Annotated in this window: 13 protein-coding genes; 10 read left to right on the top strand and 3 right to left on the bottom strand. The window is 71.4% G+C overall.

The genetic code is table 11. From position 1 onward, the window contains the following. The first annotated feature begins 33 nt into the window (after positions 1-33). On the top strand, positions 34-876 hold the full coding sequence (locus Scani_RS15365) for a nitrilase-related carbon-nitrogen hydrolase (protein ID WP_159475276.1): 843 nt from the start codon (positions 34-36) through the stop codon (positions 874-876). After that, positions 873-2,195, top strand: coding sequence for an aspartate aminotransferase family protein (locus Scani_RS15360; protein WP_159475273.1), 1,323 nt, complete (start codon positions 873-875; stop codon positions 2,193-2,195). Before Scani_RS15365 ends, Scani_RS15360 begins: the two co-directional genes overlap by 4 nt. A gap of 77 nt (positions 2,196-2,272) precedes the next feature. Here the strand turns inward: Scani_RS15360 and Scani_RS15355 are convergent, their stop codons facing one another. After that, positions 2,273-3,157: an ABC transporter substrate-binding protein gene (locus Scani_RS15355; RefSeq protein ID WP_159475270.1), complete on the bottom strand. Its 885-nt coding sequence runs from the start codon at positions 3,155-3,157 to the stop codon at positions 2,273-2,275. A 367-nt stretch (positions 3,158-3,524) separates the two neighbouring features. Here Scani_RS15355 and hydA point away from each other — a divergent pair, with 367 nt between their 5' ends. The 3 genes from hydA (at position 3,525) to Scani_RS15340 (ending at position 7,846) form a co-directional block, all read left to right on the top strand. Further along, positions 3,525-4,934, top strand: a complete 1,410-nt coding sequence (gene hydA / locus Scani_RS15350) for a dihydropyrimidinase (RefSeq protein WP_159475267.1) — start codon at positions 3,525-3,527, stop codon at positions 4,932-4,934. Positions 4,935-4,945: 11 nt separating this feature from the next. Continuing rightward, positions 4,946-5,947, top strand: a complete 1,002-nt coding sequence (locus tag Scani_RS15345; RefSeq protein WP_159475264.1) for a TIGR03842 family LLM class F420-dependent oxidoreductase — start codon at positions 4,946-4,948, stop codon at positions 5,945-5,947. Between the two features lie 324 nt (positions 5,948-6,271). Further along, positions 6,272-7,846: an NCS1 family nucleobase:cation symporter-1 gene (locus tag Scani_RS15340; protein ID WP_159475262.1), complete on the top strand. Its 1,575-nt coding sequence runs from the start codon at positions 6,272-6,274 to the stop codon at positions 7,844-7,846. A 42-nt stretch (positions 7,847-7,888) separates the two neighbouring features. Here Scani_RS15340 and lplAB read toward each other — a convergent pair whose 3' ends face one another. Both lplAB and Scani_RS15330 read right to left on the bottom strand, forming a co-directional pair. Next, on the bottom strand, positions 7,889-8,953 hold the full coding sequence (gene lplAB / locus Scani_RS15335; protein ID WP_159475260.1) for a lipoate-protein ligase LplAB: 1,065 nt from the start codon (positions 8,951-8,953) through the stop codon (positions 7,889-7,891). Between the two features lie 93 nt (positions 8,954-9,046). Continuing rightward, positions 9,047-9,874 carry a sugar phosphate isomerase/epimerase family protein gene (locus Scani_RS15330; RefSeq protein WP_159475257.1) on the bottom strand — a complete coding sequence of 276 codons (828 nt, stop codon included), beginning with the start codon at positions 9,872-9,874 and terminating at the stop codon, positions 9,047-9,049. Positions 9,875-11,119: 1,245 nt separating this feature from the next. Here Scani_RS15330 and Scani_RS15325 point away from each other — a divergent pair. The 5 genes from Scani_RS15325 (at position 11,120) to Scani_RS15305 (ending at position 19,698) form a co-directional block, all read left to right on the top strand. Continuing rightward, positions 11,120-12,481, top strand: coding sequence for a helix-turn-helix domain-containing protein (locus tag Scani_RS15325; protein WP_159475255.1), 1,362 nt, complete (start codon positions 11,120-11,122; stop codon positions 12,479-12,481). Positions 12,482-12,688: 207 nt separating this feature from the next. Beyond that, positions 12,689-13,978, top strand: a complete 1,290-nt coding sequence (locus Scani_RS15320; RefSeq protein ID WP_159475253.1) for an MFS transporter — start codon at positions 12,689-12,691, stop codon at positions 13,976-13,978. Positions 13,979-14,069: 91 nt separating this feature from the next. Then, positions 14,070-15,755 carry a condensation domain-containing protein gene (locus Scani_RS15315; RefSeq protein WP_159475251.1) on the top strand — a complete coding sequence of 562 codons (1,686 nt, stop codon included), beginning with the start codon at positions 14,070-14,072 and terminating at the stop codon, positions 15,753-15,755. Positions 15,756-15,757: 2 nt separating this feature from the next. After that, positions 15,758-17,047, top strand: coding sequence for an ATP-grasp domain-containing protein (locus tag Scani_RS15310; RefSeq protein WP_159475249.1), 1,290 nt, complete (start codon positions 15,758-15,760; stop codon positions 17,045-17,047). Positions 17,048-17,283: 236 nt separating this feature from the next. Further along, positions 17,284-19,698 (top strand): non-ribosomal peptide synthetase, encoded by a 2,415-nt coding sequence (locus Scani_RS15305; protein WP_159475247.1) that lies wholly within the window; start codon positions 17,284-17,286, stop codon positions 19,696-19,698. Positions 19,699-19,733 lie beyond the last annotated feature (35 nt).

Here is a 19,733-nt window from a genome sequence, read left to right as displayed (position 1 = left end):
CTGCAGGCTGACGCATCGACAAAGGAGCAGCTCATGGCCGATGTTGTGCGTGCCGCACTGGTCCAGGCGACCTGGACCGGCGACACCGAATCGATGATCGCGAAGCACGAGGAGTACGCCCGGGCGGCGGCCGCGCAGGGCGCGAAAGTGATCGGCTTCCAGGAAGTCTTCAACGCTCCGTACTTCTGCCAGGTCCAGGAGCCCGAGCACTACCGCTGGGCCGAGCCGGTGCCGGACGGGCCGACCGTGCGGCGGATGCAGGACCTCGCCCGGGAGACCGGCATGGTCATCGTCGTTCCCGTCTTCGAGGTCGAACAGCCCGGCTTCTACTACAACACCGCGGCCGTCATCGACGCCGACGGCACGGTCCTGGGCACCTACCGCAAGCACCACATCCCGCAGGTCAAGGGCTTCTGGGAGAAGTACTACTTCAAGCCGGGCAACGCCGGCTGGCCGGTCTTCGACACCGCCGTCGGCAAGGTCGGCGTCTACATCTGCTACGACCGCCACTTCCCCGAGGGCTGGCGGCAGTTGGGCCTCAACGGTGCCCAGCTGGTCTACAACCCCTCCGCCACCTCCCGCGGCCTGTCCGCCTACCTCTGGCAGCTGGAACAGCCCGCGGCCGCCGTCGCCAACGAGTACTTCATCGCGGCGATCAACCGGGTCGGCGTCGAGGAGTACGGCGACAACGACTTCTACGGCACCAGCTACTTCGTCGACCCCCGGGGCCGGTTCGTCGGCGACGTCGCCAGCGACTCCAAGGAGGAACTGGTCGTCCGCGACCTCGACTTCGCCCTGATCGACGAGGTCCGGCAGCAGTGGGCGTTCTACCGCGACCGCCGCCCCGATGCGTACGACGGGCTGGTGCAGCCATGACCCAGGTGCCCCATGAGGCGGCGAGCCTGCACGCCCGCCACCAGGCCGTCCTGCCCTCCTGGCTCAGCCTCTACTACGAGCGGCCCCTCGAACTCACCCACGGCGAGGGCCGCCACGTCTTCGACGCCGAGGGCAACCGCTACCTCGACTTCTTCGGCGGCATCCTCACCACCATGACGGCCCATGCGCTGCCCGAGGTGACCAAGGCCGTCAGCGAGCAGGCCGGCCGCATCATCCACACCTCGACGCTCTACCTCTCCCGCCCCATGGTGGAGCTGGCGGAACGGATCGTGGCGCTCTCCGGCATCCCCGACGCCCGGGTCTTCTTCACCACCTCCGGCACCGAGGCCAACGACGCGGCCCTGCTCCTGGCCACCACGCACCGCCGCTCCAACCAGATCCTGGCGATGCGCAACAGCTACCACGGCCGGTCGTTCTCCACCGTCGGCATCACCGGCAACCAGAGCTGGTCCCCGACCAGCCTCTCCCCGCTGCAGACGCTCTATGTCCACGGCGGGGTACGCAGCCGCGGCCCGTACGCGGAGCTGAGCGACGCCGCGTACACCGCCGCCTGCGTCGCCGACCTGGAGGACATGCTCCAGCAGACCGCGGGCGGCGTCGCCGCGCTGATCGCCGAACCCGTCCAGGGCGTCGGCGGGTTCACCATGCCGCCGGACGGTCTCTACGCGGCCTTCCGCGAGGTGCTCGCCCGGCACGGCATCCTGTGGATCAGCGACGAGGTGCAGACCGGCTGGGGCCGCACCGGCGACCACTTCTGGGGCTGGCAGGCGCACGACGGCAACGGCCCGCCCGACATGCTCACCTTCGCCAAGGGCATCGGCAACGGCATGTCCATCGGCGGGGTGGTGGCCCGCGCCGAGGTGATGAACTCGCTCTCCGCGAACTCCATCTCCACCTTCGGCGGCAGCCCCGTCACCATGGCCGCGGGCCTGGCCAACCTCAACTACCTCCTCGAACACGACCTCCAGGGCAACGCCCGGCGGGTCGGCGGCCTGCTCATCGAGCGGCTGCGGGCGGTCGCGGCCGGCCTCGGGCTCGTACGGGAGGTGCGCGGCCGGGGCCTGATGATCGGCGTCGAACTGGTCCGGCCCGGCACCGACGAGCGCTCGCCGGAGGCCGCCTCGCTGGTGGTGGAGGCCGCCCGGGAACGTGGACTGCTGGTCGGCAAGGGCGGGCAGGGCGGCGCCTCGCTGCGGATCGCACCCCCGATGACGCTGACGATCGCCGAGGCGGAGGAGGGCGCGGACCTGCTCGCGGACGCACTGCGGTCGGCCCAGGGCCTGCTGGGCGCTTCGTAACCGGCACCGCCGCGGACGGGGCGGGGGTGTCGCGGAGAGGGGCGCCCCCGCTCCTTCGCGGTGGGCCCCGGCCCGCCTCACTCCGTCCCGGCGAACTCGCGCACCGTATCGGCCAGCAGGGTGAAGAACCGGGTGTGCGCGCGCCGGCTGCACGGGGCCTCGGGGTTCCACGGCAGCAGCCGGGCCCGGGTCTCGAGCGCGCGCCAGTGCTCGTCGGCCCGGAGCTCCTGGGGCCGCGCGGCGTTGGTCCGCACGTCCATGAGCACGATGTCCGGGTTCATCGCCGCGGCCTCCGCCCAGCCGACGGTGGACCAGTTCACCCCGGCGCCCGCGGCCGGCTCCAGCAGACCGACGCCGTGTTCGGTCAGCGCCCGCAGGTCCGGCCAGGAGCTGGGCCGGGCCAGGTGCACCCGCTCCGGGCCGGCCGGCGACAGCGCCAGCACCCGCGGCCGCACCGCTGCGCCGCTGGCCTGCCGCAGGGCGTCCTCGGCGGCGTCCAACTCGCGGGCGGTGCCGAGGGGTTCGCCCCGCCCCAGCGAACCGGCGAGCGCCGCGAACCGTTCGCGGACCTCGGCCAGGCTCCGGCCGGGCCCCACCGCGACCGTGGCCACCGGGACATGCGTCTCCAGCTCCAGCGCGGTCTTCTGCTCCAGGCCGTAGACCTGCTCGCCGTCATAGGTCACGGCCACGACGAGGTCCGGCTCCGCCTCCAGCAGGGTGTCCGGGTGCAGCGCGCCGCCCGAACCCAGGTAGCGGATCTCCGCGAGCGGGAGTTCACCGCCCTTGGCGGGGTCGGGGACGGTGCCGTCGTGCTGGGACCCGAAGAGCCCCACGGGGCGTATGCCGTGGTCCCACAGCGTCGCCCCCGCCTGTATGTACGCCACGATCCGCAACGGCCGCTCCCCGGCCACCGCGAGGCGCCCCCGGTCGTCGGAGAACTCCCACGGTGTGCTGTGCTCCATGCCCAGTCGCCCCTCTGCCTCGTCCGCCAGGATGCCGTGGCGCTCGTAAGGATTGCCCCCCGGCGTCGGCGCATACCTGCCCATCGGGCCGCCCCCGCACCCCTCCGCCGCCCGGCGCGGCCGGGCCGCCCGGCCCCGCGTTGAACCGTCCAGATGATCGTCGGCGCAACACGAAGGTCTCCGCTGATTAACGGTCACGGTATTGCCACCGTGGGTGACATGCTTCTACGGTCTCCTTCTCGACCGTGATCTACGGGTGTAGACCGGTTGTGGCGTGGCGTCAGCGGAGCAGACCTGCCGAGGGGATGGTGCGCGTCGAGCTCCGCGTTCCCGTGCCGCCGATACCGCTGGTGTGGAAGGAGCAGGGATGGTGAGCCGTACGGTCGTCCGGGGCGGACTGGTGATCACAGCCGCCGATGAGATCCATGCCGATGTCCTGGTGGAGGACGGCCGGATCGCCGCCCTCGCCGCGCACGGCAGTCCCACCGCGGCCGGCTGGGGAGAGTCGGCGGACCGCATCCTCGACGCCACCGGCAGATACGTCATCCCGGGCGGCGTCGACGCACACACGCACCTGGACTTCCCGTTCGGCGGGACCTTCTCCTCCGACAACTTCGAGACCGGGACCCGCGCCGCTGCCTGGGGCGGTACCACCACCCTCATCGACTTCGCGGTCCAGTCCCGCGGCAAGTCACTCCGGGCCGGCCTGGACACCTGGCACGCCAAGTCCGACGCCCAGTGCGCCATCGACTACGCGTTCCACATGATCCTCTCGGACGTCAACGAGCACACCCTCAAGGAGATGGACCTCCTGGTGGCGGAGGGCGTCACCTCCTTCAAGCTGTTCACCGCCTACCCCGGCGTCTTCTACAGCGACGACGGACAGATCCTGCGTGCGATGCAGCGCTCCGCCGACAACGGCGGCCTGGTGATGATGCACGCCGAGAACGGCATCGCCATCGACGTCCTCGTCGAACAGGCGCTGGCCGAGGGGAGGACCGACCCGCGCTACCACGGCGAGGTCCGCCGGGTCCTCCTGGAGGCCGAGGCCACCCACCGCACCATCCAGCTGGCGCGGGTGGCCGGCGCCCCGCTCTATGTCGTCCACGTCTCCGCCGAGGAGGCCCTCGCCGAGATCGCCCAGGCCCGCGACAAGGGGCTGAACGTCTTCGGCGAGACCTGCCCGCAGTACCTGTTCCTGTCCACCGACAACCTCGCCGAGCCGGACTTCGAGGGCGCCAAGTACGTCTGCTCCACGCCGCTGCGGCCCCGTGAGCACCAGGAGGCGTTGTGGCGCGGGCTGCGCACCAACGACCTCCAGGTGGTCTCCACCGACCACTGCCCGTTCTGCTTCCAGGGGCAGAAGGAGCTCGGCCGCGGCGACTTCTCCAAGATCCCCAACGGGATGCCCGGCGTCGAGAACCGGATGGACCTCCTGCACCAGGCCGTCGTGGAGGGCCGGATCAGCCGCCGTCGCTGGATCGAGATCGCCTGCGCCACCCCGGCCAGGATGTTCGGCCTCTACCCGAAGAAGGGCACCATCGCCCCGGGCGCCGACGCCGACCTCGTCCTCTACGACCCCACCGCCCAGCAGACCCTCTCGGCCGAGACCCACCACATGAACGTCGACTACTCGGCGTACGAGGGCAAACAGCTCACCGGGCAGGTCGAAACGGTCCTCTCGCGGGGTGAACTCGTCATCGACCGGCGGCAGTTCACCGGACGCGCGGGACACGGGCAGTACATCCCGCGTGGCACATGCCAGTACCTCATTTAAGGAGCGCCGCCGTGGACTTCGGAGTTGTTCTGCAGGCCGACCCGCCCTCCTCCGCCGTGGTGTCCCTGATGCGCCGTGCCGAGCGCAACGGCTTCCGCTACGGCTGGACCTTCGACTCGACCGTGCTGTGGCAGGAACCGTTCGTCCTCTACAGCCGCGTCCTGGAGCACACCGAGCGACTGATCGTCGGCCCGATGGTCACCAACCCCTCCACCCGGGCCCCCGAGGTCACCGCCTCCACCTTCGCCACCCTCAACGAGATGTACGGCAACCGCACGGTCTGCGGCATCGGCCGGGGCGACTCCGCGATGCGGGTGGCCGGCCGGCCGCCCAACACCCTGGCCCGGCTGGGCCAGGCGATCGGCGTCATCCGGGATCTGGCCGAGGGCCGGGAGGCGTACGTCGGCGACCACCGGATCAAGATCCCCTGGATCAAGGACGGCAAGCTCCCGGTCTGGATGGCCGCCTACGGGCCCAAGGCCCTCGCCATGGCCGGCGAACTGGCCGACGGGTTCATCCTCCAGCTGGCCGACCCCTTCCTCACCGAATGGATGGTCAAGGCCGTACGGACCGCCGCGAAGGACGCCGGCCGCGACCCGGACGACATCACGATCTGCGTCGCCGCACCGGCCTATGTGGGCGACGACCTGGACCACGCCCGCGAGCAGTGCCGCTGGTTCGGTGGCATGGTCGGCAACCACGTCGCCGACCTCGTCGCACGCTACGGCGAGCACTCCGGCATGGTGCCGGACGAGCTGACCGAGTACATCGCCTCCCGGGAGGGCTACGACTACGCCCACCACGGCCGGTCCGGCAACCCCGACGCCGGCTTCGTGTCGGACGCGGTCATCGACCGCTTCTGCCTGCTCGGCCCGGCCGCCGCACACATCGACAAGCTGCGGCAACTGGAGGCGCTGGGCGTCGACCAGTTCGCGCTCTACGCCATGCACGACGCCAAGGAATCCACCATCGACGCGTACGGAGCGGAGATCCTCCCCGCGTTCGCCGACTGAACGGGCGCCGGTACGGGGGCGGTGCACACCGCCTTCGGCGTGCGGCCCGAGTCGGCCCCAGCGGTCGCGGTGCCCGGCCCGTCGGCCGGGCGCCACGACCTAGGGGGTGTCTCTCCGGTCTCCGTGGGCCTGCAGCGCCTGGCACCGCGCCTCGCGGCGTTGTCGCATCACCCACGGACACCCAGTCCGCGGGAGACACTCCGCCTTGCGATGCACGGCACCAGACGCCGCAGGCTGATCCACGGAGACCAAAGAGACACCCCCTAGGACATGCTGCGCCGCCCGGCCACCGGGCGGCCCGCACCCGGACGAAAGGGCCCCCGTATGTCCGCGACCCCCTCACCCGTGCCGCCGGAGCTCCCCATAGCGCCCCCGGGCCAGCTCACCGCCCCGGACGGCCGCGTCGAACCGGCGCCGGGCGCCATCGCCGTCCACGGCCGGTACGTCAACGACGACCTGCGCCCCGTACCGCTCTCCGAACGCCGCTGGACCACCTACAACTTCACCGCCCTCTGGGTCGGCATGGCCCACAACATCCCCTCCTGGACGCTCGCCTCCGGGCTGGTGGCGCTCGGCATGGACTGGAAGCAGGCGGTGTTCACCATCGCCCTGGCCAATGTCGTCGTCCTCGTCCCGATGCTGCTCACCGGGCATGCGGGACCGAAGTACGGCATCCCCTTCCCCGTGCTGGCGCGGGCGTCGTTCGGGCTGCGCGGCGCCAATCTGCCCGCGCTGGTACGGGCCGCCGTGGCCTGCTGCTGGTTCGGCATCCAGACCTGGATCGGCGGCCAGGGCATCTACGTCCTGCTGGGCAAGATCTTCGGCGGTGACTGGGCCGGAGCGGCCTCCGTCGGCGGCTACCCCTGGACCCTCTGGCTCTGCTTCCTGGTCTTCTGGGCCGTCGAACTCGCCATCATCCACCGGGGCATGGAGACCCTGCGCCGCTTCGAGAACTGGGCCGCGCCCTTCGTCCTCGTCGGCGCGCTGGCGCTGCTCGGATGGATGGCGGCCAAGGCGGGCGGGTTTGGAGCGCTGCTGGACCAGCCGAGCGCACTGGGCTGGGGCGAGCACTTCTGGCCGGTCTTCTTCCCGTCCCTCATGGGCATGATCGGCTTCTGGGCCACCCTGTCCCTCAACATCCCCGACTTCACCCGCTTCGGCGCCGGCCAGCGGGCCCAGGTCTGGGGACAGTCCCTGGGGCTGCCGACCACGATGACGGCGTTCGCGCTGCTCTCCGTCCTGGTCACCTCCGGTTCGCAGGCGGTGTACGGGGCGCCGATCTGGGACCCCGTCGCCCTGGCCGGCAAGTCCGACAGCGTCTTCGGCCTGCTCTTCGCCCTGGTCACGGTCCTGATCGCGACGATCTCCGTGAACATCGCCGCCAATGTCGTCTCGCCCGCCTACGACCTGGCCCACCTGGCGCCGAAGCTCATCAACTTCCGTACGGGCGCGCTGATCACCGGCGTGGTCGGCGTGATCATCCTGCCGTGGAAGCTCACCGCCACCCCCGAGCTGTACATCTTCACCTGGCTCGGTGTGGTCGGCGGACTGCTCGGCACCGTCGCCGGCATCCTCATCGCCGACTACTGGATCATCCGCCGCACCGTCCTCGACCTCGCCGACCTCTACCGCCCCGGCGGCCGCTACTGGTACTCGGCCGGCTGGAACTGGCGGGCCGTCCTCGCCTTCGTCGTCGGCGGACTGCTGGCCGTCGGCGGCTCGTACTCCCAGCCCGGCAAGGGTCCCTTCCCCGCCGACGGCCTGATCCCCTTCCTCAGGCCCCTGGCCGACTACGGCTGGGCGGTGGGCCTGGCCACCGGGCTGACGCTCTATACGGTGCTGATGGTCATGGCACCGGGCCGGTCGGCGCGGCCGGAGCGGACCGGCTCCACGGGATGACCGCCCGCCCGGCCCCGCGTCGTCGAAACACCGCGGGGCGGGTCAGGGAACGCGTGCGGTCCACTCCGGGTGGGTGAACTTGGTCCGCACGAGGTCCTGGGCGCGGGCCAGTTCCTCGTCGGTGACCCCGCCCCGGGTGAGGCCGTAGCGGGAGCGGAAGGAGTCGATCATCTTCTCGATGACGGTCTCGCGGGGCAGCCCGGTCTGACGGCGCAGCGGATCGACGCGCTTCCCTGCACTCCTGGTGCCCTTGTCGGAGAGCTTCTCCCTGCCGATGCGCAGCACGTCGAGCATCTTGTCGGCGTCGATGTCGTAGGCCATGGTCACGTGGTGCAGGACCGCACCCGGTCCGCCGCCCGGCCCGACCACGCGCTTCTGCGCGGCGCCCGCGACCTTCCCGACGTCGGTGGCGATGTCGTTGAGCGGCTGGTACCACGCCTTGATGCCCATGTCGCCGAGCGCGGCGAGGACCCAGTCGTCGAGGTAGGCGTAGCTGTCGGCGAACGAGAGGCCCGAGACGAGCGCTTCGGGGACGGCCAGGGAGTAGGTGATGGTGCTCTGCGGTTCGGCGAACATGGCGCCGCCGCCGGAGATCCGGCGCACGACGGTGATGCCGTGGCGGGCGACGCCCTCGGGGCTGACCTCGTTGCGCAGCGACTGGAAGCTGCCGATGATCACGGCGGGGGAGTCCCACTCCCAGACGCGGAGCGTCGGCGGACGCCGGCCCGCGGCGACCTCGGTGGTGATGACCTCGTCGAGCGCCATGTGCAGGGCCGGCGGCTGCGGGCGCTCGTGAATGAGCTGCCAGTCGTAGTCGCCCCACTCGGTGGCCTGCGCCAGCGCGCGGCGCACGGCGACGGCCACCCCCTCCGTCGTGATGCCCAGCAGCACCGCGCCGTCGGGCAGGGCCCGGTCGATACGGGCGGCGAGACCTGCCGCGTCGGTGTGGGCCGGGGCGCCTTCCAGGGCCGCGTCGATGGACAGGAGGGCCTCGTCGGGTTCCAGGAAGAAATCGCCGGCCACCCGTACGTTCCGCAGAACGCCGCCCTCGACGTTCAGATCGACCACGACGAGCTTGCCGTCGGGGACCTTGTACTCGCCGTGCACCGTGCCGCCTCCCGGTATACGGCCACCCGGCCGTGCGCGTGCGTCCTGTTTTGCCCCACATTAACCGAGCCGTGCGGCAGGCCGCCGGGGGCGTCAGACTGGGGAACCGGCAGCGGACTCCCAGATCTTGGTGAGGTAGGCGATGCCGCTCTCGACGCTCTCGTTGCGGGTCTCGAAGGCGATGACGCCCTCCCAGTTGCGGGCCCGGATGGCGTCGGTGATCTCGCGGACGGACAGCGTGCCCTCGTCCAGCGCGAGATGGGCGTCCTGGTCGCCTCCGTTGTTGCTCAGCGACAGGGCGGCGACCGACGACGAGAACTTCTCGAACGTCGGCACCGCGGCCGACTGGTTCACGTTCGCGTGGCCGACGTCGAGGATGAACTTGATGCCGGGTATCGCGTCCACTGCCACCGAGAAGTCCGTCTCCCGTGTGAAGACGTACGAGAACGGACGGAACTTCGGGTAGTAGGAGAGGTTCTCCAGCCAGACCTCGACGCCCTTCTCGGCCGCCTCGCGGACGACCTCGGACAGCAGGGTGAGGAACCGTTCGAGCGCGGCGTCGCGGTGCGCCTTCGTCGGGCGGGGTTCGACGAACGCACCGCCGTGGATCACCAGCGAGGTCGCCTCCAGCCGTGCCGCCAATTCGATTTCGCTGCGCACGTACTGCAGGGACGCCTCCCGGACCTCCGGGATCTCCGAGGCCAGCGGCGCCCGGAAGTTGCCGTGCAGGATGGGCGACAGGCCCCGGTCGGCCGCGGCCGCGACCAGTGAACGGCTGCGCTCGCCGGACCAGTTGTGCGGCATGTCCGCCATCAGGCTGGCGTCGATGTACCAGTGGCTGCACCCCTCGTCCTGGGCCGCGGCCAGCCCTTCTTCGGCGCTCAGATAGCGCTGGACGGCGACACCGGTGGCAAAGGGCAAGGACTGGGTGTACGGCGAACTGTTCAAATTGCACCCACTTCGGAGAGGCCGGCCTGTGTGCCGCCGGGCCGGATACCTGAATGTTGTGCGCACTCGGTACGGTGCGAACAGAAGGGCAAGATCTGCGGCCAGTGTAGGAGCGCCGAAATCCGGTCGAACGGCAGAACAGGCGGTAGATCGGGGGTAGTTCGGGGCGGCCGGCACCGGAGCGTCCGGGTCCGTGGGCCGGGACGGCCCCGGCGGGGACGTGAGGGCGGGCGTGGGGACCCGTGGACGCGAGGCCGACGGGCCGGGCGGCCCGGTGTGACGTCCGGTGCGGGTGGGCCGTCCGGCCTTCCGGAGGAGTTCTGCGGCTCCCGACGCGGTGTGCCGGTCGTATTCCAGTGGGCCACCGGGCGCATGTCCGGGGCCGTGTGTGGGCCGGGACGGCGGCCATGCGGGCGTCGGCCCTGTCGTGGGAATTCCGGAGGATCAGTTCCTCGGTCCGACGGGGCGCGGGGCGGGTGTGCCGGCGGGCCGCGCGGCGCGGGAAGCCATCTGCGCCCGCGGTTCATTTTCCGGGGCTCATCAATTCCGATGCCAGGATTGACGAAAAAGGGGTGGCGCGGAAAAGGGGTAGCGCAGAGAAAGGGATCGGGTGGCGTCCCTTTCCGTGATTTTCGTGTCGTCGGCCGAAAGGGACACTACAGATCTCTCCGTGGTCGGGCAAGGGATTTATGAACGGTCCCCTCGGGTGTTCCCGCGGCCGGTGAAGTTACTACGGGCAATTGGTGTGAATCATTTTATTCTCGGTTATTTACAGGTATTTCCGGCGGCCAGGGAAAATCCCAGGTGGGGGCGTCGTTCTGTGGGCCGTGCGGTGCGTTGCCGCCGGTGGGGATTGGTGTCGGGCGGGCGCCGATATGTGATGGCTCACCTCCTCCGGAAAACACCCGAGGTCGTCGGAAAGCGTGCCTATAGTCGTCACTCGTCGGCCCCGCACGTCGCTCTGCGGACTTCACCGGGGCCGCACATTGCCAAAACTTGTCCAGAATGAGTGTTGACCAGGGGGGATCGTGCAGCAAGAAGGATTTCTGCGGGCGGGGCGGTCCGTTTTGTACAGTCCTGCACACCGTTTGCCGGGACGTACGTAAGCAGCCGTTGGCGCCTGGTGCGGCCGGGTGTCGACGAGAGATGTGAAGAGCCGTCGCCCACCCACGGTGACGGCCTGTCGGCTATGAAACACCCCTTCATGGAGCGATCTCGATGGTTGTCGCAGTCAACGGTGAGGAATTCGGACAGCAGCTTCGAAAGTTCCGGGAGCGCACTCGGCTCACCCAGACCGAGCTCTCCGGACTGTCCATGGTCAGCGTGCGGGCTGTCCGGAATCTGGAGCAGGGACAAGTGGCGGTTCCGCGCCGGGACACCGTCCGGCTGCTCGCGGACGCCCTGCGGCTGACCTCGCAGGAGCGTGTCGCCTTCGAGCGGGCCGCCGGGTGCGAGGCGGGTGAGGCGATGTTCGAGTCGCTGACCCTGTCGCCCACGGCGGCGGCCCGGCCGCTGTACGGCCGCGAGTGGGAGGTCGACACGGTCCTCCGGCGCGTACAGAGCGAGTACGAACGCATCACCGCCCTCACGGGATTCGGGGGCGTGGGCAAGACGCATCTGGCCACCGCGGTGGCCCACACGCTCCGTTCGCTGAACGGCGTGCCCACGCTGTGGGCGTCCTTGCGGCACGAGTCGGCGCAGTCGGCGGCGTTATTCCGGGGCCCCCTCGGCGAACCGGCCCCCGGTGCACGGGTGTCGGGCCCGTCCGGCAACCGCGTGGGCGATCGAGGTGAGCGCATCGAGGCGTTGCTGACCCGCGAGGACGGCAGCGTCGACCACCTCGTGCGGCTCATCGGCGACCGGCCCGCGCTGCTGGTGCTCGACGGCAACGACGCGGGGCAGGTGACCCGCCCCACCCTGTGGGCGCTGCTCCGGGAGTGCCCGAAGGTACGCATTCTCGAGACCGCCCGTACCCCGCAGGGAGGGCCCGAGGACTACCGGCTCGCCCTGCGCCCGCTGTCCGTCGCCGCGGCCGCCGCGGGCCGCGAGGAGACCGCGGCCTCGCCCGCGGTGGCCCTGCTGGTCGAACTGATCACGGACCTCCAGCCCGAATTCCGGCTCGACGAGGCCACGTTGGCGGTCTGCGCGGAGGTGAGCCGACGGCTGGACGGCCTGCCGAGAGCCCTGGAGGCGGCCGCCTCCTGGTTCACCCTCATCTCGCCCGAGGAGATCGTGGGCATGGCACGTGAGGAACCGCATCTGCTGGCGACCCACCCCGGGGACCGCACGGATGTGGCGAGCACGGTGCGGGACGCGGTGGCGGCGCAGCCGGGGCCCTATCGCGACCTGCTGGTCAGGCTCAGTGACTGGCCGGGGGCCTGGACCGTGGAGAAGGTGGTCGCCAGCATCGGCATCCCGCGGGCCCAGGTCGCCCGCGCCATCCATGCCTTCCTGCAGTGCGGCCTCATCATGAAAGTCGCCTCCGGCGGCGACAACCTTGTCCGGTTCACCCTCCTCAACGTCATCCGCACCTACCTGCAGGGGCCGCCCGGGGGCGCTGTCCCCCAGTGGGGGACGTAGCACCGGACGGCGCGGGCCAGTGCTGCCGTCGGAGAGGCCGCTCGCCGGGGCAGGGAGCCCCGGCGAGCGGCCGGCGGCCGGAAGGGCAGGCGCATCGGCACTTCATCGGTAGTTCCCGCCGCCGCACTAGGAGCGGCCGGGCCGGCCCGGCAGGGTGGGGCGCACGGGCGAGGGAAGCGCCCCACCTCACCAAGGCAGGACGCATCGATGACGCAGACGGCCCAGCCGCGGGGCGAGACGGCAGCGGCGCCCACGTCGCTCTGGCGCAACCGGAACTTCATGCTGCTGTGGTTCGGGCAGGGGGCGGGAACGCTCGGTCCGCGGACGGCGCTGATCGTCCTCCCCGTCCTCGCGCTCGACACCCTGCACGCCGGCACGTTCCAGGTGTCGTTGCTGACCTCCCTGGGCTGGCTGCCGTATCTGCTGTTCTCGCTGCCGGCCGGTGTGCTCGCCGACCGGCTCGACCAGCGGAAGATCATGATCTTCTGCGATGTCGCCCGGCTGCTGCTGATCCTCTCCGTTCCCCTGATCGCCCTGGCGGGCCGGCTGACGCTCTGGTACCTGTACGCGGTCGTCGGCGTCTCCGGCGTGCTGACCGTGCTGTTCACGGTCGCCTACCGCAGCCAGCTGCCCAAGCTGGTGAGCGCCTCCCAACTGGTCGACGGCAACGGCAAGCTCGGCATGTGCGAGTCGCTGGCGGAGGTGGCCGGCCCCGGTCTCGGCGGTGCCCTCGTCGGCCTGGTCGGCGCCACCCGGACGCTGTACGCCAATGTGCTCACGTATGCGCTCAGCGCCCTGACGCTGGGGCTGATCCGCGTGCCGAAGTCCGAGCAGGGCCCGCCGGCGGGTGCGCGCCCCGTGCCGTTCCGGGCGGCCATGGGCGAAGGACTCACCTTCGTCCGCAAGCAGGTCATCCTGCGCAGGCTGCTGCTGTGCACCAGTGTGTGCAACTTCTTCGTGACCGCGGCCTCCTCGATCGCGGTCACCTTCCTGCTGCGCGATCTGCACGCGTCCGCGACCACCGTCGGCCTGGTGTTCACCCTGGGGTCCGTCGGCGGTCTGGTCACCGGCGCGTTCGCCCGGCGGATCTCCGCCCGGATCGGGAGCGCGCGCGTCATCTGGGTGTCGATGCTGCTGCCCGGCCCGCTGTACTTCCTGATGCCGCTGTCGCAGCCGGGCTGGGGGGTCTTCCTGTACGCGGTCGGGCTGGCCGCGCTGTCCGCCAACAGCACCCTGTTCAACACCGCGGCCCTGTCCTACCGCCAGCTGGTCTGCCCGCGCGGGCTGCTCAGCCGGGTGAGCGCGGTCTACCTCTGGATCAGCTACGGCGTCGTGCCGCTCGGCTCCCTGTTCGGCGGCGCACTCGCCACCGGGGCCGGGCTGCGGCCGGCGCTGTGGGTGTGCGTGCTGGGGATGTGGAGCGCCTCGCTGTTCGTGGTCTTCTCGCCCCTCAGGAGGATGCGCGAGGTGCAGCTTCCGGAAGCGGCGGCCGCCTGAGGAGGGGCCGGCGTGGCCGCCGGCGGATGCTCGGGGCACGCCGCGTCCTCGTGCCGCCGATTGGTCTCGATACCGAAGGGAAACGCTGGGCATGGAGGAATTGCGGAAAGAGCGCGGCGGCACTCCGCCGCTCGTGGCGCGTGAGTCCGCCGCGGCCGGACGGGACGAGGTGGCCGACATCCTCCTGGGCGTGCTCCGGGAGAACCTGTCGGTCCAGGAGATCGGCCTGGACGACAAGTTCTACGCCCTCGGCGGGGACTCGCTGATCGCCCTCCGCGTGATCAACGACGCCCGTGCGCGGGGAATCCCGCTCACCCTGCGCGATGTGATGGTGCATCAGAGCGTGCGCGCCATGCTGAGCTCGCCCTCGGTGGCCGCGGCACCGGCCGACGGCAACCCCTCGGAGGGGCACGGGCCGGCGGGGAGCGCGGCGCCGTTCTCCCTCCTCGCCCCGGAGGACCGCACCCGGATCCCCGAGGGGGTGCAGGACGCCCTGCCCGCCTCGGCGCTCCAGACCGGCATGCTCTACCTCTGCGAGACCAGCCAGGACCCGCTGCTCTACCACAGCATGGACGGCTGGGAGGTCGCCGCCCCCTTCGACGAGAGCAGCTTCCGTACCGCCCTCGACGCCCTCGCCCGCCGGCACCCGGCGCTGCGCACCGCCTTCGACTTCGGCGGGCTCTCGGTGCCGGCCCAGCTCGTCTGGGCAGACGCCCGGCCCGGCCTGAGCATCGAGCGGGCCGCCGACGCCGACGGGGGCGCGGCCCTGCTGCGCGCCTGGTGCGACCAGCAGCTCGCCGCACCGATCGACTGGCGGTCCCCGTCCCTGGTCCGCTGCCATGTGGTGGCGCTGCCCGGCTCCTTCCACACCGTGCTGGCGGTCCACCACGCCATCCTCGACGGCTGGAGCCTGAGCCGGATGGCCGTGGAGCTGATGACCCTCTACGCCGCGGCGCGGGACGGCGCGGACGCGGGGCTGCCGGCGCTGTCCCCGGACGTACAGCACGACTTCCTCTCCGCCGAACGCGCGGCCGCCGACTCGCCGGCCGCCGCAGCGCACTGGTTCCGGCAGGCGGACGCACCCGCCCTGCTCTTCGACGCGGCGAAGCACCGGAAGACCCCCGACGCGGACGGCCGCGTCGAGTTCGCCCTGGACGCGGCGCTGGTGCGCTCCCTGTCCGGGGTGGCCCGGATGCTCGGTGTCCCGGTGAAGTCCGTCGCGCTGGCCGCGCACGTACGGGCGCTGGGCACCTGGGTCCGGCGCGACCACGACATCGTCACCGGCCTGGTGTTCAACACCCGCCCGCCGAGCGCCGGTTCCGACCTGGCGACCGGGCTCTTCCTCAACACGCTGCCGGTGCGCTTCGCGACCGTCGACGACACCTGGGCGGGGCTCATCCGCGCCGCCGCCGACGCGGAGAGCGAGGGCGCCCCGCACCAGGCCTACCCCCAGGCGCAGATCGTGGAGCGGCTCGGCCGGCCGCCGTTCGACGTCACCTTCAACTTCATGCACTTCCATGCCTACCGGGAGCTCGACCGGCTGGCATCCGTGCCCACGCGTGGCTGGTGGCGCCGGGGCAAGCCCAGCTTCCCGTTCCACGTCAACGTCGAGATCAGCGGCGCCGAGGGCCAGGTGCGCATCGGCTTCGACCCGGCCTTCCTGGCGCGGACCTCCGTGGAGGCCTACGCCGGCACCCTGCGGCGGGCGCTGGCCTCGCTGGTGGCCAATCCGGTCAGCCCGGCCGCACCGTCCACGCCGGAGAACCGGGGGAAATGACCATGACACCACCTCAGCGGCCGCTCTTCGCCGTTCTCTACGATGCCGGTGCGGTGCCCGCCGGAGAGATCGGCGCGGGCCTCGCCGACCTCGGGGACATCGTCTTCCTGGTCCCGGACCGCTCCGCCCACGTGGACCAACTCCGGCCGGTAATGGAGCTGTTGGGCGAGGTCCGGACCCTCACCGGACAGCCGGCCGAGGACGTGGCCCTGGTCCGCGCGCTCGCCCCGGACGCGATCCTCACCTTCTGCGAGGACATGATCCGTCCGGGTGCCGAACTCGCCGCCGCACTCGGTCTGCCCGGCCTGTCCGTGGAGACCGCCCGCCTCTACACCGACAAGGGCGCACAGCGCCGGGCGCTGCGCGCGGCGGGCGTCGACGGGACGGCGGTCCGGGTCGTGGAGTCGCCCGAGGACTGGGACGAGGCCCTGCGCGCCATCGGTCTGCCCTCGCTCGCCAAGCCGGTGACCGCCTCCCGGAGCCGGGACGCCTACGCGCTGCGCACGCCCGAGGACGCACGCGCCGTACGTGCCCGCCTCGACGCCCTCGCCGCCGACGGGGCCTGGGAGCCGTTCATCCTGGAGGAGTTCCTCGAGGGCAGGGCGAGCGAGCCGTTCGGCGACTATGTGTCGGTCGAGAGCGTCTGTACGCCCTCGGGCATCACCCATCTGGTGCTGACCGGAAAGTCCCCGGTCGTGCCGCCGTTCCGCGGTACCGGCCGGATCTGGCCCAGTCATCTGCCGCGCGCGGAGGAAGCGGAAATCTTCGCTCTGGTCACCCGCGCGCTGGAAGCGGTGGGGGCCGACAACGGATTCGCCCACACCGAGCTGAAGCTCACCCCCGACGGCCCCCGCATCATCGAACTCAACGGCCGGCTCTCGGGCCATGTGAACATGATGGCCCGAGAATCCTGCGGTGTGGATATGGTGCGTATCGGCGCCCTGTTGGCCCTGGGTGAAGAGCCTTATCTGCCGACTTTCGACTTCGGCGGAAAGGTTCATTTCCAGTACAACAATCTGGCGCCGCTGCGCCCTGCCGGCCTGGTGGCGGTGCATGGCGCCGAGGCCGTCCGTGAGCTGCCCGGTATCACCGCCTACCGCAATTTCGTCCGCCCCGGCGACGACCTTCCCGGCGGCACCAGCACCCTGACCCTGGACACCATTTCGGGCGTGTGCGAAGGACATGAGGCGGTGATGCGCACCATTGACGCGGCCCGTGCGGCGCTCACTTTCGATTTCCGTTTCGAGGACGGCGTACACTCCCTCAACGGCCTGGAACTCCCGCTGCACTGACAGCTGATTCAACGGGGCCGGCCAAGGCGCGACACATCGCCTTGGCCGGCCCTTTTGTTGTCCATTTCCGGCGGCAACTGCCGGTGTTCTGCCTCGGCATCTGCCGCCGACGATCCGTACCGAAATCTATGGTCGATCTCGGCTTTCGGCTGCCGTCCCGAACGGGAGAGGCCGGCGGGCGGTGCGAGGGTGCACGACGCCTTGCCGAGCGATCAGGAATGGTGGGGTGCTGGGGCGTGGGGGATGTGCGCGAGGAAGAGACGGATGTGCCGTCCGGGTTCGCGTTCGGCGGTCCGTGTGCGGCACCCGGCCGGTGCCCGAGGGTCCGGGCTACGCGACGGCTGCCCGCCGCGACGGCCGCCGCGCTCGGTGGCCGCACGGCCGAGTACGTCCTCGCGGCGGCCCTGCTGCTCGCCCGGAAGTACAGCGACAGCACCGCCTTCCGGATCGGGGTGCGCCGCACGGCACGGACGGCGGACGCCGCCGACGCGTCGCTCGCCGTCGCCATGCCGTCCGGCACCACCGTGTCGGAGCACCTGGACACGGTGACGGCCGGTCTCGCCGCCCTCACCGGCACCGCGGACGCCGCGGACGCCGTCCCGCCGAAGGTGGTCTGTGTCGTCGACGGCCCCGCCGACGAGGCGGCCGGAGCCGATGTGGTGCTCGCCGGCGAGGTCACGGCCGACGGTGTGGTCCTGCATGCGGACTGTCACGCGCACGTCCACGATGCGGCCTTCACCGAGCGGATGCTCGGCCACCTGGCGCATCTGCTGCAGCAGCTCACCGACCGCCCCGGCGCGCCGGTCGGCACCCTCCGGCTGCCGACCGGCCCCGAGGCCGAGCAACTGCGCGGCTTCAACGACACCGCCCGCCCCTACCCCCGCGACTCCTCGGTCTACGCACTCTTCGCCGCCCAGGCCGCGGCCCGGCCCGAGCAGCCCGCGATCCGCCATCAGGACGGTTCTCTCACCTACCGCGAACTGGAACGGCAGGCCCTGCGGCTGGCCGCGCTGCTGCACTCCCACGGCGTGGGACGGCACACCCGGGTCGCGTTCGCCCTGGAGCGCACGCCCCGGCTGCTGGTCGCCGTCCTGGCCGTCCTGCGCCTCGGCGCGGCCTATGTGCCCCTCGACACCCAGCTGCCCGCGGCCCGCCGGGACGCCCTGCTGGCGGACAGCGGCGCCGGGCTGCTGCTCGTCGACGACCCGGCGGTCACCGCGGACCTCCCGGTCCTCGACCTCACCCGGCCGCACGACGCCGACCCCGGCGCCCTGCCGGACCTCGCCTGCGCGCCCGAGGACACCGCGTACGTGATGTACACCTCCGGCACCACGAGCCGGCCCAAGGGCGTACTGGTCAACCAGCGGGCCGTGGTCCGGCTGGTCCGCGGCACCGACTACGCGGACCTCTCGGCCGGCACCACGATCCTGCAGACCGGCGCGCTGGCCTTCGACGCCACCACCCTGGAGTACTGGGGCGCGCTGCTCAACGGCGGCACCCTCGTCCTCGTACCGGCCACCACCGTCCTGAACTCGGTGGACCTCGGGGCCGCGATCGAGCGGCACCGGGTCAACACCCTGTGGCTCACCTCCACGCTCTTCAACCAGCTCGTCGAGCAGGACCCCGCCGTCCTGGCGGGCTGCCAGGTGCTGGTCGGCGGCGAGGCGGTCTCCGCGCGGCACATCGCCGAGGCCATGGACGCCTGCCCGGACAGCGTCTTCATCAACGCCTACGGCCCCACCGAGAACACCACCTTCTCCGTCACGCACCGCATCGCGCGGCGGTACACGGGCCGGGTGCCCATCGGCCGGCCCATCGCCAACTCCACCGCCTGGGTGCTGGACCGCGACGGCAACCCGCAGCCGCTCGGCGTCCCCGGCGAGCTGTACGTCGGCGGTGACGGGCTCAGCGACGGCTACCTCCACCGCCCCGACCTGGACGCCGCGTCGTTCGTACGGGCCCGCCCCGGCGGCCGCGAGGAGCGGCTGTACCGCACCGGTGACCTGGCCTGCTGGAACGCCGACGGACTCCTCGACTACCTCGGCCGGACGGACGACCAGGTCAAGGTCCGCGGCTACCGGGTGGAGCCCGCGGAGGTGGAGAGCCAGCTGTGCCAACTGCCGTCGGTACGCGACTGCGTGGTGCTGCTGCGCCGCGGGGACGACGGAACGGGTGTACTGAGCGCCTACTTCACCGCCGACCAGCCGCTCGATCCGGCGCAGCTGCGCGCGGACCTGCGCGCACAACTCCCCGACCACATGGTCCCGTCCGCCTTCCGGCAGCTCGACGAGCTGCCGCTGGGCCGCAACCACAAGGCCGACCGGGCGGCGCTGGCCGCCCTGGAACCGGTGGACGGCGCGGCGGCCGCCGGGGCGGGACGGGCCCCTCGCACGCCCCTGGAGACCACGGTCGCGGGCCTCTTCGCGGAGGCGCTGGGCGTGCCGTCGGTCTCGCTCGACGACAGCTTCTTCGACCTCGGCGGCCACTCGCTGCGGATGATGCGGCTGTGGAACCGGATCCGTTCGGTCACCGGCCGGGCGGTCGAGCTGCGGCAGATCCTCGACGCGCCCACCGTGGCCGGCGTCGTGGCCGCCCTGGAGGGGAGCACAGCGGCTGCTGCCGCCCGTCCGAAGCTGATGCGCCGCTCATGACGGCGGCCGTGGCGCGCCCGGTGGCCCTGCGTGGT

The sequence above is a fragment of the Streptomyces caniferus genome (genome assembly GCF_009811555.1).
GTDB lineage: Bacteria > Actinomycetota > Actinomycetes > Streptomycetales > Streptomycetaceae > Streptomyces > Streptomyces caniferus.
This window is presented reverse-complemented; position numbering and strand designations above follow the sequence as displayed.